Consider the following 13,217-nt stretch of genomic DNA (forward strand, 5'->3'; position numbering starts at 1 on the left):
AGCTCACATCGAACCGGTGACGCTGTGACCAAATTTCACGATGGTCGCGACGTAGAATATGACGACCAGCGCCGCCAGCGCGAAGCCGATTGCGGCCGAGCGATTGCGGCGGGCCTTCTGCTGACGGTCGGTCAGCGTGACCAGTTCAAGCTTCTTTTCGGCCATGCTCATGCTCCACCGATGGTCAGCGCGCGCGCGACGACGCAATCGCCAAGGTAGGCGGCGAAGATGGCGAAGAGATAGAGCAGCGAATAGCCGAACAGGGCCTTGGCCGGCTTCATCGCCCGGTCGTCATCGGCCATTTGCAGCACCTTCCACGCATACCAGACGAAGCCGGCGCCGAGCAGCAATGCAACGACGCCATAGGCTGGCGTGGTGAAGCCGAGAACCCATGGCAGCACGCCAACCGGTGCGAGGACCAGCGCATAGGCAAAGATCTGGCGTCTGGTCGAAGCCTGGCCGGCGACATTCGGCATCATCGGAATGCCTGCCTTGGCATAGTCCTCCGACTTGAAGAGCGCGAGCGCCCAGAAATGCGGCGGCGTCCACAGGAAGATGATCAGGAACAGCACCAAGCTTTCGAGGCTGACCGATCCGGTTACCGCCGCCCAGCCGATGACCGGCGGAATGGCACCGGCAGCACCGCCGATGACAATGTTCTGTGGCGTCCAGCGCTTCAGCCACATCGTGTAGATGACGGCATAGAAAAAGATGGTGAAGGCCAGAAGCGATGCGGCCAACCAGTTGACCAGCACGCCGAGCGTCATCACCGACAGAACCGACAGCACCAGCCCGAAGCTCAATGCCTCGCCAGGCCGTATGCGGCCGGCCGGCACGGGACGGCCGGCGGTGCGCGTCATCACCGCATCGATGTCTGCGTCATACCACATGTTGAGCGCACCGGACGCGCCGGCACCAATGGCAATAGCCAGGATCGCGATCACCGCCAGCAGCGGATTGATGGTCACCGGGGCGGCGACCATGCCGACAAACGCTGTGAACACCACCAGCGACATGACGCGCGGCTTCAGCAGGGCGAAGAAATCGCCCGCCGTCGCTTCCGACATGCGGAAGCCCGGCTCGTCAATCAGTCTGTCTTCGGCAAGGGCCATGCGTACTTAGAGTCCATCATTCCGTTGGCCAAAACCGCCGGACGGCCGGCGGTTCCGTATTAAAGGAGGCAACCGCCTACTTGATCTTCGGCAGCTGTTCCCATTGGTGGAACGGCGGCGGCGAAGGCAGCTGCCATTCCAGCGTGGTCGCACCCTCACCCCAAGGATTGGCGCCGGCGACCCGCTTCTTCTGGAACGCCTCGAAGACGCCGAACAGGAAGATGACGACGCCGACAGCCGAGATGTACGAGCCGTAGGACGACACCATATTCCAGCCGGCGAAGGCATCGGGATAGTCGATATAGCGACGCGGCATTCCGGAGAGACCGAGGAAATGCTGCGGGAAAAAGACCAGGTTGACGCCGACGAAAGTGACCCAGAAGTGGGTGTTGGCGATCACCGGCGAATACATGTAGCCGGTCATCTTCGGGAACCAGTAGTACCAGCCGGCGAAGATGGCGAAGACCGCGCCCAGTGACAGCACGTAGTGGAAGTGCGCAACCACGAAATAGGTGTCGTGCAGCGGGCGGTCGAGGCCGGCATTGGCCAATTGCACGCCGGTGACGCCACCAACTGTGAACAGGAAGATGAAGCCGATCGCCCACAGCATCGGGGTCTTAAGCGAAATCGACCCGCCCCACATGGTGGCGATCCACGAGAAGATCTTCACGCCCGTCGGCACCGCGATGACCATGGTGGCGAAGACGAAATAGCGCTGGGTGTCGAGCGACAGGCCCGTCGTGTACATGTGGTGGGCCCAGACGATGAAGCCCACCGCGCCGATGGCAACCATCGCATAGGCCATGCCGAGATAGCCGAACACCGGCTTCCTCGAAAAGGTCGAGATGATATGGCTGATGATGCCGAAGCCCGGCAGGATCAGGATATAGACTTCTGGATGGCCGAAGAACCAGAACAGGTGCTGGAACAGGATCGGGTCGCCGCCGCCGTCCGGGGCGAAGAAGGTGGTGCCGAAATTGCGGTCGGTCAAAAGCATGGTGATGCCGCCGGCCAGCACCGGCAACGACAGCAGCAGCAGGAAGGCGGTGATCAACACCGACCACGCGAACAGCGGCATCTTGTGCATGGTCATGCCGGGCGCGCGCATGTTGAAGATGGTGGTGATGAAGTTGATGGCGCCAAGAATCGAGGAGGCGCCGGCGATGTGGATTGAAAGGATCGCCAGGTCCATGGCCGGTCCAGGCTGGCCCGATGTCGAGAGCGGCGGATAAAGCGTCCAGCCGCCACCGACGCCATAGGCGCCCGGCGCACTCGGGACGAAGGCCGAGATAATCAGCAGGATGAAAGCCGGCGGCAGCAGCCAGAACGAGACGTTGTTCATGCGCGGGAACGCCATGTCCGGCGCGCCGATCATGATCGGCACCATCCAGTTGGCAAAGCCGCCGATCAGCGCCGGCATCACCATGAAGAAGATCATGATCAGCGCATGCGCGGTGGTGAAGGCATTGTACATGCTCTTGCCGCCGTCGATGGCGGCGTCACCGTTCATGCCGTAGACCATCTGTGCCAGGCCAGTGAATATCTGGATGCCCGGCTCCTGCAATTCCATGCGCATGACGACCGATAAGGCGCCACCGATGCAGCCCGCCATGATCGCGAAGATCAGATAAAGCGTACCGATGTCCTTGTGGTTGGTCGAATATACCCACCGGACCCAGCCATGATACGGCTTGTGGTCGTGGTCGTCGTGAGCTGCAGCGTCTGCCATGGTCGGCTCCGTTCCCTGAATCTTTTCTGGTCGCGGCATCAGTTGCCGGCGGCCGCTACCTTGTTCGTGCCATCGACCTCGGCCATCAGCGCCTTGTTGGCGCCGGGAAGATCGGTCTTGGCTGCCGCCAGCCAGGTCTTGTATTGCGCATCGGAGACGACGCGAATGGCGATCGGCATGAAGGCGTGGTCCTTGCCGCAGAGTTCCGAGCACTGGCCGTAATAGAGGCCTTCCTTGTCGGCCTTGAACCACACCTCGTTGATGCGGCCCGGCACCGCGTCGGTCTTGATGCCGAAGGACGGCATGGCAAAGGCGTGAATGACGTCGGTCGCCGTCACCAGCACGCGGGTCATGGTGTTGACAGGCACCACCATCTCATTGTCGACGGCGAGCAGGCGCGGATAGGCGGCGCGATCTTCCTTGCCGGCAGCAGCCCTGTCGGCATCCTGAAGGATCGCGGAATTGAAGGAAAGCGTGTTGTCGACCTGGTATTCGTAATCCCAGTTCCACTGATTGCCCGTCGCCTTGACGGTCAGCTTGGCTTCTTCCGGCGGCGTGTATTGCGCGGTCAGCAGCTGGAACGAAGGAATGGCGAGACAGAGCAGGATGACGACGGGACCGACAGTCCAGATGACCTCGATCAGCGTGTTGTGGCTGGTGCGCGACGGGGTCGGGTTGACGCTCGCCCGGAATTTCAAAATGCAGTAGGCGATCAGAAAAAGCACCAAGGCGGTGATCACAATGATGAACGCGAACGAATAGTTTCCGAACCACTCGATCTGCCTCATAATATCGGTCGCCGGAGGCTGAAAACTGGTTTCCCAGGGTTGAGGCTGGGCTGCATGAGCGGATGCAGCGGCAAACAACGTGGCGGCGGCACTAGCTACGATTTTGGCGGTTGCCAGGAATTTTCTCATCGCCCTCGTCATCTCCCAGTTCCTCGCGATCGGACCGCAAGAATGCCGAATAATGCCGGGACGGGAATCCCGGACAATTCAAGGCTGGTTCAAACCATACTCTATTTGCCTCCGCAAGAAAGGAGCGGCGGAACCCGTGCGGCATTTTTGCGCGCAAGCGCGGCTGTAGCTTCGTGCGGTGACCGCTCGTCGCGAATCACCGGAGCGGCATCCCGGCAGAATGAGCCGCGCGGCGCGCGAAACCGTCGCAATTAGGGCGAAATTGGCACGGAAAAGCGCATTGTCGCCTATGTCGGGGCAGACCGCGGGGGTCTCGTCCTTTACTTGGGTTTAGTGCGGCTTAAAGTGCCGTGATTCGCAATGGAGCCGTCATGAACGCTTGGCTTTCGAGAACCTTGGCGGAGGTCATCCTTGTTGCCGCCGCAATAGCCTTGTCAGGCGGCGGCCTGGCCAATGCCGCGCAGCCAAGCGGCACGGTGAAGTCGACGCATGGGGCGTGGTCGATCATCTGCGATACGCCGGCCGGTGCTACGTCCGAACAATGCGTGATGATGCAGAACGTCGTCGCCGAGGACCGCCCGGAAATGGGTCTTTCCGTTGTCGTGCTGCGTACAGCCGACAACAAGGCCGAAATCCTTCGTGTGCTGGCGCCGCTCGGCGTGCTGTTGCCCAACGGCCTCGGCCTCAATGTCGACGGCAAGGATATCGGCCGCGCCTATTTCGTGCGCTGTTTCCAGGACGGCTGCTATGCCGAGGTCATCCTGGAAAAGCCGCTGCTCGACACGCTGAAGACCGGTACGTCGGCGACCTTTATCGTCTTCCAGACGCCCGAAGAAGGCATCGGCATTCCCGTCGACCTCAAGGGTTTTGCCGACGGCTTCGCCGCCCTGCCTTGAACGCGGTCTTGTAGCACGATCCAGTGATTGTTGACCGGCCGCGGTCACGGCAAATCTCATTTCAGATTGTCTGTGCAGGCCTTCGCGCCTACATCGTGGGAAACAATCCTCCTGCGAATGGACCTGCCATGAACAGCCTGATCGGCCAATTCGACATTTCCGACGATCGCATCAAGCAGATCGTCGCCGAGACCATCAACGGCGCCGACGACGGCGAACTGTTTCTCGAATACAGCGAAAGCGAAGCGCTGATGTTCGACAATGGTAAGCTGAAGACCGCGAATTTCAACACCGACCAGGGTTTCGGCCTGCGCGCCGTCGCTGGCGAGGCCAGCGGCTACGCCCATTCCAGTGATCTCTCCGAAGCCTCGCTGCGGCGCGCCGCCGATGCCGTTTCGACGGTGAAGAGCGGCTATTCCGGCACGCTTGCCGCAGCGCCCGTCCGCACCAACCGCCATCTCTACGGCGACGGAAACCCGATCCCCTCGCCTTCCTTCGAGACCAAGGCCAAGTTGCTTCAGGAAATCGATGCATGGCTGCGGGCCGAAGATCCGCGCGTCAGGCAGGTGACGGCGTCGCTCGCCGCCTCCTGGCAGCATGTCGAGATCGTGCGCGCCGATGGCCAGATGGTCCGCGACATCCGCCCGCTGGTCAGGATCAACGTATCGGTGGTGGTCGGCGACGGCGACCGCCAGGAGAGCGGCTCCTACGGCATGGGAGGCCGCAAGGATTTTGGCGAATTCCTGGTCGAGGACAGCTGGCGGCACGCGGCCAAGGAGGCACTGCGGCAGGCGCTCGTCAATCTCGAAGCGGTTCCAGCACCTGCCGGCACTTTCGACATCGTGCTGTCGAGCGGCTGGCCGGGCGTCATGTTGCACGAGGCCGTCGGCCACGGGCTGGAAGGCGATTTCAACCGCAAGAAGACGTCGGCCTTTGCCGGCCTGCTTGGCCAGCAGGTGGCGGCGAAAGGCGTCACCGTCGTTGACGACGGCACCATGCCCGAGCGGCGAGGTTCGCTGACCGTCGACGACGAAGGCACGCCTTCGGCCCATAACGTGCTGATCGATGATGGCAAGCTGGTCGGCTACATGCAGGACCGCCAGAATGCACGGCTGATGGGCATGAAGGCCACCGGCAACGGGCGGCGCCAAGGTTACGCGCATGAGCCGATGCCGCGCATGACCAACACCTACATGACGGCAGGCGACATGGAGCCGGAGGAAATCATAGCCTCGGTCAAGAACGGCATCTATGCCGTGTCGTTCGGTGGCGGCCAGGTCGACATCACTTCGGGCAAGTTCGTGTTCGGCTGCACCGAGGCCTACATGATCGAGAACGGCAAGGTGACGCAACCGATCAAGGGCGCCATGCTGATCGGCAATGGGCCGGATGCCATGCATCGGGTTTCGATGGTCGGCAACGACATGAAGCTCGACACCGGCATCGGCATGTGCGGCAAGGCCGGACAGGGCGTGCCGGTCGGCGTCGGCCAGCCGCATCTCAGGATGAACCAGATGACGGTCGGCGGCACCAGGGTTTGATGCGGCTGCCGCCTTCCGGTAACATCGCCTTCCAAATGATGTTTCCGGATGCCGGTGTCTTCGACCATGTCCAAAGCCAAAATCGTCATCCTGACAGGCGCCGGCATTTCGGCGGAATCGGGCGTCGCCACGTTCCGGGATCCCGACGGGGTGTGGGCGAAATACGACCTGCAGGACGTGGCCACGCCGCAAGGTTTTGCGCGCGACCCCGTAAAGGTGCAGGATTTCTACAATATGCGCCGGCGGCAGATGGGCAGCGTCGAGCCGAATGCGGCGCACGCCGCGCTGGCCAAGCTCGAGCAGAAATTCCCAGGCGACGTCCTCGTCGTCACGCAGAATATCGACGACCTGCATGAGCGCGCCGGTTCGCGCAAACTGATCCATATGCATGGAGAACTGGGCCATGCCCTTTGCCTGAGCTGCGGGCAAAGCAGCACCTGGGCCGACGACATCGCTGCCCATTCGGCCTGTCCAGCGTGTGGCGCAAAAGGTCAATTGAGGCCTGACGTGGTCTGGTTCGGCGAAATGCCTTACCGCATGGAGGAGGTCGGCGAGGCGCTGACGCGCTGCGACCTATTCGTGGCCATCGGCACCAGCGGGAGTGTCTACCCGGCAGCAGGTTTCGTGGAGGAGGCACGCGCGGCCGGAGCCGTAACAGCCGAACTCAATCTGAAATGCGCCGGCTGGGCCTCCCGTTTCGACGAGCAGATGGAAGGGCCGGCGACACAAGTGGTGCCCGCCTTCGTCGAGCGCGTCCTTTCAGGCGCAGGCTAGCACCGTCTGGCTATGCAGCCTTGAATTCAGCGCGCGATCAGCATCTTTGTTATGTCGGGAGAGGAAACTGTGATCGCTGCCGGAGAAAAGCTAGAAGTCACCAGTTCGACCGACGATCAAGTCGCACTGCCTGTTCCAGTCTTGCCTTTAACACGGCCAGAGGACGTATTTGGATCCCTGCCCCACATAGGCAGGCCGAAGACGTTGGAAGAGATGGAGGCGGGTGTGCCCGCCGCAGCTCGAACTGCCCTAAAGCCATGATGCCGCTGTTTTCGGCAGGCGATGGTCGGGATCGATGATTTCAAGATCCGGAGCATCGTTTTCGTTCCAGCGCCACAGCGCGACGCATGTGCCGCCAGGCGACATGAAGGACGGGTAGATCACGCCGTGCAGCCCGTCGCCAAGCAAGCGGTCTCTCAGTTGGTGCGTCTCGGGCACAAAGCCTCCATCCACGATGTCACGCCATTCGCACCGGTGAATGTCGGCCGTTACACCGAGCTTCGACAGCGTATCAGCCTCTGTCAGGTCGGCCAGCCGGGCGCCTGACAGTTTCAATTGTGCAATCAGCGCCGGGTGCTGGACAAAACCCTGATTGTACTCGGCCCAAGCCGTGGACAGTTCCCGGGCGGCGTAGATCGCCGGCGTGCCAATCGGATTCCAGCGGCCGCCGAAGCGGGCCGCGCCCTCACCGGAAAGCGGCAGATGGGCCCAGCGCGGCACAAAAGCGCGCCATAGAGTCAGCCTGGGTTCAGGCATAGATGCCGGAGCGGACTGCCTCCAGATAGGCAAGCACCTTGTCAGTCTTGCCTTCGCGAACGAGATCGTAGGCGGTCTTTCCCGCCCAGCCGGGGATCGGCTGATGTTTGAACCAGATCGCGGCACGCTGTTCATCACCGGCCATCTCGCCGGCCATCGCCAGGATGCGGACGATGGGACTCAATGCGGCGTCGACCTTGCGCGCACCGGACTTGGCGGCAAGCGTGTTGCGCGCGAGACCGGTCAGGCCGGCCAGTTCAGTCATATTGACCCCTAGCAGTGCGGCTACCCGCCTCGGCGAGAGAAACGGCGCCCGCTCCTCGCCGAAGCGCGATGCCGAATTTTCAAAGGCTGCGGTGCTCATGGCAATTTCCTAGCCCAGTTTGAACGACGTACACTCAAAATGTGCTTTTTTGGTGCGCATTTCAAGCCCTAGCTGCTAGCGCCTTCGTCTCGGCTTCTCCAACAGCGCGACGGCCTCGACATGCGGCGACCACAGGAACTGGTCGATCGGGATTACGCTCTTCAAGGCGTAACCGCCATCGAGGAGGATGCGAAGATCCCGCGCCAGCGTCACCGGATTGCAGGACACCGCGGCGACGAGCGGCACGTCGGAGCGCGCGATCTGCTTCGACTGGTCCTCGGCGCCGGCGCGGGGCGGGTCGAAGACTACGCCGTCAAAGGCATTCAACTCCTTGAATGTGAGCGGCCGCCGGAACAGGTCGCGACGTTCGCCGGTCACCCGCTTCAGGCCGCTGGCGAAACGGAAGGCCCGGTCAAGCGCCGAGAGTGCTGCCGCATCGCCTTCCACCGCATGAACCTCCGATCTTGAGGCCAGACGCAGTGCGAAGCTTCCGCAGCCGGCGAAGAGATCGGCGACCTTTTTGGCGCGCGCGAGATGCTGGCCGACAATGTCGGCCATCGCTTCTTCGGCGGCCTCGGTCGCCTGCAGGAAAGCGCCCGGCGGCACTGCGACAGCGACGCCACCAAACAGGACGACCGGTTTCTTTGGTTCGATAATGATCTCGCCGTCGACCGACAGCCTGGCTAGCCTCTCGGCAATGACAAAGTTCGAGGCGACGCGGCGCTGGTTCTCGCCGAGCTTACCGGAATCGTGAACCGCGACATCGAGGCCGGAACCGGTCACCGTCACCGCCATGTGGAACGATTTGGTCGTAGTGCAGATCAGTCCGGCAAGCATCCTCAAACGGTCGAGCGCAGCGACGATCTGCGGCAGCGAGATCGGGCATTCCTCGATGGAGATGATTTCGGACGACAGCGCGCGAACGAAGCCGAACTGCATTCCCGCCTCGCTCCGCCGGGCAGTGAAGACGACGCGGCGGCGCGTGTGCGGCGCGCACGGCACCAGCGGGCCGACATCGCAGGCGATGCCCTTGCTCTTCAGCGCATGCACGACCCTTTCGCGCTTCCATTGGTGATAGGCTTCAGTCTCGAGATGCTGGACGGCGCAGCCGCCGCATTCGCCGAAATGGCGGCACGGCGGATCGACTCGCAGCGGCGAGGCCTCAAGCACCGACATCAAGGTAGCGCGATCTTTCTCCCGCCCGGCGGTGACGACCTCTCCCGGCAGCGTAAACGGAATGAAAACCTCGCCGGTCTCGGTCTCGGCGATGCCGTCGCCCTGCGAGCCCAATTTTGCGATCGTGAAACGCGTGGTCATCGCTTCTCAATCCCGGCCCGCCCGATCTTGGCAGGCTTGGTCGCGACGGCCTTGATGCCGCCGAGCAGGAACTCGCGGTTGCCGTCGCCGCCCTCTATCGGCGACAGATGAAGTCCCAACGAGCGCCAGCCGGGAATGGCATCGAGCCAGTCCTGCATCAGGCCGGCAATGCGCGCCGCATCATAGGGGTCCTTCAGCAGGCCGCCCTTGCCGATCGCCTCGCGGCCGGCCTCGAATTGCGGCTTGACCAGAAACACGGCTTTTGCGCCGTTCCTGGCCAAGGCAAGCGCCGGCGGCAGCGCCAGTTTCAGCGATATGAAGCTGACATCCGAGACGATGAAATCCGGCACACGGCCGCCGAGATCGGCGGCCGACAGTTCGCGCGCATTCAGGCCTTCAATCACCGTCACGCGCGGATCGCCGGCAATGTCGGAGTGGATCTGGCCGTGCCCGACATCGATCGCCGTGACATGCGCCGCGCCGCGTTCGAGAAGTACCTGCGTGAAGCCGCCGGTCGAGGCGCCGACATCGAGCGCTTCGCTACCGGTGGGGTCGAGGCCGAAATGGTCGAGACCAGCCTTCAGCTTCAGTGCGGCGCGCGAGACGTAACCTTGCGCCGGATCGTCAACGACGATGTTGCACTCAGGCAGAACGGCCTGGCCCGGCTTGTGGGCGACGATGCCGTCGACCGTCACGGTGCCGCGCGCCACCGCATCGCGAGCACGCGAGCGGCTGGCAAACAGGCCGCGCTGGACGAGTAATTCGTCGAGCCGCTGGCGAATGCTGGCTGGCGGAAGGGAAGTCATCGGCCTTCATGGCGAATGCCAACGATGATGGCAAGGATATTGGCGATGAGACAAGGCATAGTTGGAAAAGCGGGTGAACTCATCAGCCGCTCCGCTGTTTGTCGAACCTCGCACGACACCCGACGCAATGCTAAGAAGAGATGCCGTTTAGCCGTCGAAACGTGGAGGAGGAACATGCTGACGGGAACCTGCCACTGCGGCGCAGCCCACTGGACCCTGGAGGGCGATCCCGGTTCGATCACTGCCTGCAACTGTACGCTTTGCCGTCGCTACGGCACGCTCTGGGCGTATGACTATGTCGACGAACGCATCCGCCTTGCGGGGCCCGTGAGTGCCTATACGCGCGTTGGAAGGGCTCACCCTTCGCTTGAGATTCTCTTCTGTCCAACGTGCGCTTGCGTCCTGGCCTGGCGCGGATTGCGTGCCGATACCGCCGGTCGCCACCGCATCGCCGTCAATATGAGGCTTGCGCCGCCGGAGGCTGTCGCCGACCTCCCGATCGATCATTTCGACGGTCTCGACACATTCGAGGATTTGCCGAGGGATGGTCGCTGTGTGCGGGATATGTGGTTCTAGTTTCTAGAATATGGTCCGCGAAACCCGCCGTTCAACGGCCGGCGTCAGACCGTCGCTGCTGTCGCCGGACACCTGCGGGCGCGGCCGGTCAACGGAAATGGACGCCTTCGGCAAGGTATCTGGCACGACGACGAATTGCGGCGCCTCCTTGTAGGAGAAGCCGCCACGGATTTGGCCGATCTTGCCGGCGACGATGCCCATCACCGCCTCTTCGAGTTTGCGGTCGTAGCGCGTTTCGGCCACGGCCGACGCGGCGAAGATGGCCGTTAGCGCGATGCCGCCCAAAAGCGATCTCATTGGTCTTCTTTCCCCTGCCGGTCGCTTTCTAGCAGGGCGGCGTTGAAAAACGGCCAAAGGACACAGTAAGCAAATCGCCAAATGGCAGCGTAAACAGTATCTTACGACTGTTCGCCGGTAATTTGATTCAAGCAGTTGAGATTTTGATTCAGACTGGCATTTGCAGCCAAGCAGAATCTTTTGGCGTTGCAGAAACGCGGAAACAACTAGGCGCGCTGGGCCTGCGCGGTATGCCCCAACGCCACGAACACTGTGCGCACGATGCCGGCGCTGTCCAGCCCGGCATCGGCATACATCTTTTCCGGCTTGGCATGGTCGACGAAAGTGTCGGGCAGCACCAGCGGGCGCACCTTCAGGCCGCTCTCCAGCAGCCCTTCGTGGGCCAGGAACTGCAGCACATGGCTGGCGAAGCCGCCGACCGCGCCCTCTTCCACCGTCACCAGTATCTCGTGCGAACGGGCCAGCCGCCGGATCAGATCCTCGTCGAGCGGCTTGGCAAAACGGGCATCGGCGACCGTGGTCGAAAGCCCCGCCGCGCCAAGCTCCTCGGCCGCGGCCAGGCAATCCTGCAGCCTGGTGCCGAAGGAAAGCAGCGCAACCTTGGTGCCTTCCCTGACGATCCGGCCCTTGCCGATCTCCAATACCGAGCCGCGCTGCGGCATCTCGACGCCAACGCCGTTGCCGCGCGGATAGCGGAAGGCGATCGGGCCGTCATCGTAGCTTGCAGCGGTGCGTACCATGTGGCGCAGCTCGGCCTCATCGGCCGCCGCCATGACGACGAAACCGGGCAGCGTCGCCAGGAAGGTGGTGTCGAAAGCGCCGCAATGGGTGGCACCATCGGCGCCGACGAAGCCGGCGCGGTCGATCGGAAAGCGCACCGGCAATTTCTGGATCGCCACGTCGTGGACGACCTGGTCGTAGGCGCGCTGCAGGAAGGTCGAGTAGATCGCCGCGAAAGGCTTGAAGCCTTCCGTGGCAAGGCCGGCGGCGAAGGTCACCGCATGCTGCTCGGCAATGCCGACATCGAAGGTCCTCGCCGGAAACGCTTCGCCGAAGAGGTCAAGCCCGGTGCCGTTCGGCATGGCGGCGGTGATGGCGACGATGCGGTCGTCCTCTCGGGCCTCCTGGATCAGACTGTCGGCAAACACCTTGGTGTAGCTCGGCGCGTTGGCGGGCGCCTTGGCCTGGGCGCCGGTAATGACGTCGAATTTGTTGACGCCGTGATATTTGTCGGCGGCCGCCTCGGCCGGGGCGTAGCCCTTGCCCTTCTGGGTCACGACGTGGATCAGCACCGGGCCGTCGGCATTGTCGCGGACGTTCTTCAGCACCGGGATCAGGTGCTCGAGGTTGTGGCCGTCGATTGGGCCGATGTGGTAGAAACCCATTTCCTCGAACAGCGTGCCGCCGGTGACGTAGCCGCGCGCGTGCTCGACCGCCCGCTTGATGGCGCGATCGGCGCGCTCGCCGAGATAGGACGTCAGCTTCTTGCCGAAATCGCGCAACCCCAGATAGGTCTTGCCAGACGCCAGACGGGCCAGATAGGCGCTCATTGCGCCGGTCGGTGGAGCGATCGACATATCGTTGTCGTTCAAGATGACGATTAGCCGGGCATCGAGTGCGCCGGCATTGTTCATCGCCTCATAAGCCATGCCGGCCGACATGGCGCCGTCGCCGATGACGGCAATGACATTGTTGCGGCCATCGGACAGATCGCGCGCCATCGCCATGCCGAGGCCGGCTGAAATCGAGGTCGAGGAGTGGGCTGCGCCGAACGGATCGTATTCGCTCTCGACGCGACGGGTGAAACCGGACAGCCCCCCCTCCTGCCGCAGCGTGCGGATGCGGTCGCGGCGGCCGGTCAGGATCTTGTGCGGATAGGCCTGGTGGCCGACGTCCCAGATCAGCCGATCGTCCGGCGTGTTGAAGACGTAGTGCAGCGCGACGGTCAACTCGACCACGCCAAGGCCGGCGCCGAGATGCCCGCCGGTGTGGGAGACGACGTCGATCAGTTCGGCGCGAAGCTCGGAAGCCAGCTGCGGCAGGTCGCCTTCGGCAAGCGTGCGCAAATCGGCTGGGACGCGGACCTTGTCGAGAAGCGGCGTATCGGGCTTTGCGTTCACTGTTTGCGAGCC

The 13,217-nt window shown here is 62.8% G+C and carries 14 protein-coding genes; 4 read left to right on the forward strand and 10 right to left on the reverse strand.

Annotated elements, in window-relative coordinates; translation table 11 throughout:
- Positions 1-3 precede the first annotated feature (3 nt).
- The 4 genes from NKG95_RS07880 to coxB all read right to left on the reverse strand — a co-directional run bounded on the left by NKG95_RS07880 (position 4) and on the right by coxB (position 3,758).
- Positions 4-171: a cytochrome c oxidase system small membrane protein gene (locus NKG95_RS07880; RefSeq protein WP_023716922.1), complete on the reverse strand. Its 168-nt coding sequence runs from the start codon at positions 169-171 to the stop codon at positions 4-6.
- Positions 168-1,112, reverse strand: a complete 945-nt coding sequence (locus NKG95_RS07885; RefSeq protein ID WP_352483710.1) for a heme o synthase — start codon at positions 1,110-1,112, stop codon at positions 168-170. The genes NKG95_RS07880 and NKG95_RS07885 overlap by 4 nt, the downstream gene beginning before the upstream one ends.
- A 76-nt stretch (positions 1,113-1,188) precedes the next feature.
- The gene (ctaD, locus tag NKG95_RS07890; protein WP_023716920.1) at positions 1,189-2,841 is read right to left on the reverse strand and encodes a cytochrome c oxidase subunit I; all 1,653 of its coding nucleotides are present in this window, start codon (positions 2,839-2,841) and stop codon (positions 1,189-1,191) included.
- Positions 2,842-2,879: 38 nt separating this feature from the next.
- Positions 2,880-3,758 (reverse strand): cytochrome c oxidase subunit II, encoded by an 879-nt coding sequence (gene coxB, locus NKG95_RS07895; RefSeq protein ID WP_023716919.1) that lies wholly within the window; start codon positions 3,756-3,758, stop codon positions 2,880-2,882.
- Positions 3,759-4,129: 371 nt separating this feature from the next.
- On the opposite strand from coxB, the gene NKG95_RS07900 reads away from it, so the two are divergent.
- The 3 genes from NKG95_RS07900 to NKG95_RS07910 all read left to right on the forward strand — a co-directional run bounded on the left by NKG95_RS07900 (position 4,130) and on the right by NKG95_RS07910 (position 6,969).
- On the forward strand, positions 4,130-4,654 hold the full coding sequence (locus NKG95_RS07900; protein ID WP_023716918.1) for an invasion associated locus B family protein: 525 nt from the start codon (positions 4,130-4,132) through the stop codon (positions 4,652-4,654).
- A 128-nt stretch (positions 4,655-4,782) separates the two neighbouring features.
- Positions 4,783-6,195 (forward strand): metalloprotease TldD, encoded by a 1,413-nt coding sequence (tldD, locus tag NKG95_RS07905; protein ID WP_023716917.1) that lies wholly within the window; start codon positions 4,783-4,785, stop codon positions 6,193-6,195.
- Between the two features lie 66 nt (positions 6,196-6,261).
- Positions 6,262-6,969 (forward strand): NAD-dependent deacylase, encoded by a 708-nt coding sequence (locus tag NKG95_RS07910; RefSeq protein ID WP_023716916.1) that lies wholly within the window; start codon positions 6,262-6,264, stop codon positions 6,967-6,969.
- Positions 6,970-7,218: 249 nt separating this feature from the next.
- Here NKG95_RS07910 and NKG95_RS07915 read toward each other — a convergent pair whose 3' ends face one another.
- The 4 genes from NKG95_RS07915 to NKG95_RS07930 all read right to left on the reverse strand — a co-directional run bounded on the left by NKG95_RS07915 (position 7,219) and on the right by NKG95_RS07930 (position 10,212).
- Entirely contained in the window at positions 7,219-7,752 is a 534-nt protein-coding gene (locus NKG95_RS07915) for an RES family NAD+ phosphorylase (RefSeq protein WP_502895932.1), read from the reverse strand.
- Positions 7,718-8,089, reverse strand: a complete 372-nt coding sequence (locus NKG95_RS07920) for an antitoxin Xre/MbcA/ParS toxin-binding domain-containing protein (RefSeq protein ID WP_023716914.1) — start codon at positions 8,087-8,089, stop codon at positions 7,718-7,720. Before NKG95_RS07920 ends, NKG95_RS07915 begins: the two co-directional genes overlap by 35 nt.
- Positions 8,090-8,164: 75 nt before the next feature.
- The gene (locus tag NKG95_RS07925; protein WP_023716913.1) at positions 8,165-9,406 is read right to left on the reverse strand and encodes a class I SAM-dependent RNA methyltransferase; all 1,242 of its coding nucleotides are present in this window, start codon (positions 9,404-9,406) and stop codon (positions 8,165-8,167) included.
- Positions 9,403-10,212 (reverse strand): TlyA family RNA methyltransferase, encoded by an 810-nt coding sequence (locus NKG95_RS07930; RefSeq protein WP_352547559.1) that lies wholly within the window; start codon positions 10,210-10,212, stop codon positions 9,403-9,405. Before NKG95_RS07930 ends, NKG95_RS07925 begins: the two co-directional genes overlap by 4 nt.
- Positions 10,213-10,386: 174 nt before the next feature.
- On the opposite strand from NKG95_RS07930, the gene NKG95_RS07935 reads away from it, so the two are divergent.
- A complete protein-coding gene (locus tag NKG95_RS07935) occupies positions 10,387-10,788 on the forward strand; it encodes a GFA family protein (RefSeq protein WP_352494381.1) in 402 nt (133 codons plus the stop codon).
- 3 nt (positions 10,789-10,791) lie between these two features.
- Here the strand turns inward: NKG95_RS07935 and NKG95_RS07940 are convergent, their stop codons facing one another.
- Together NKG95_RS07940 and dxs are read right to left on the reverse strand one after the other, a co-directional pair.
- Positions 10,792-11,085, reverse strand: coding sequence for a hypothetical protein (locus tag NKG95_RS07940; protein WP_023716911.1), 294 nt, complete (start codon positions 11,083-11,085; stop codon positions 10,792-10,794).
- A 206-nt stretch (positions 11,086-11,291) separates the two neighbouring features.
- Positions 11,292-13,205 (reverse strand): 1-deoxy-D-xylulose-5-phosphate synthase, encoded by a 1,914-nt coding sequence (dxs, locus tag NKG95_RS07945; RefSeq protein WP_023716910.1) that lies wholly within the window; start codon positions 13,203-13,205, stop codon positions 11,292-11,294.
- Between the last annotated feature and the right edge of the window lie 12 nt (positions 13,206-13,217).

Source organism: Mesorhizobium sp. M1423, assembly GCF_040317575.1.
Lineage (GTDB): Bacteria > Pseudomonadota > Alphaproteobacteria > Rhizobiales > Rhizobiaceae > Mesorhizobium.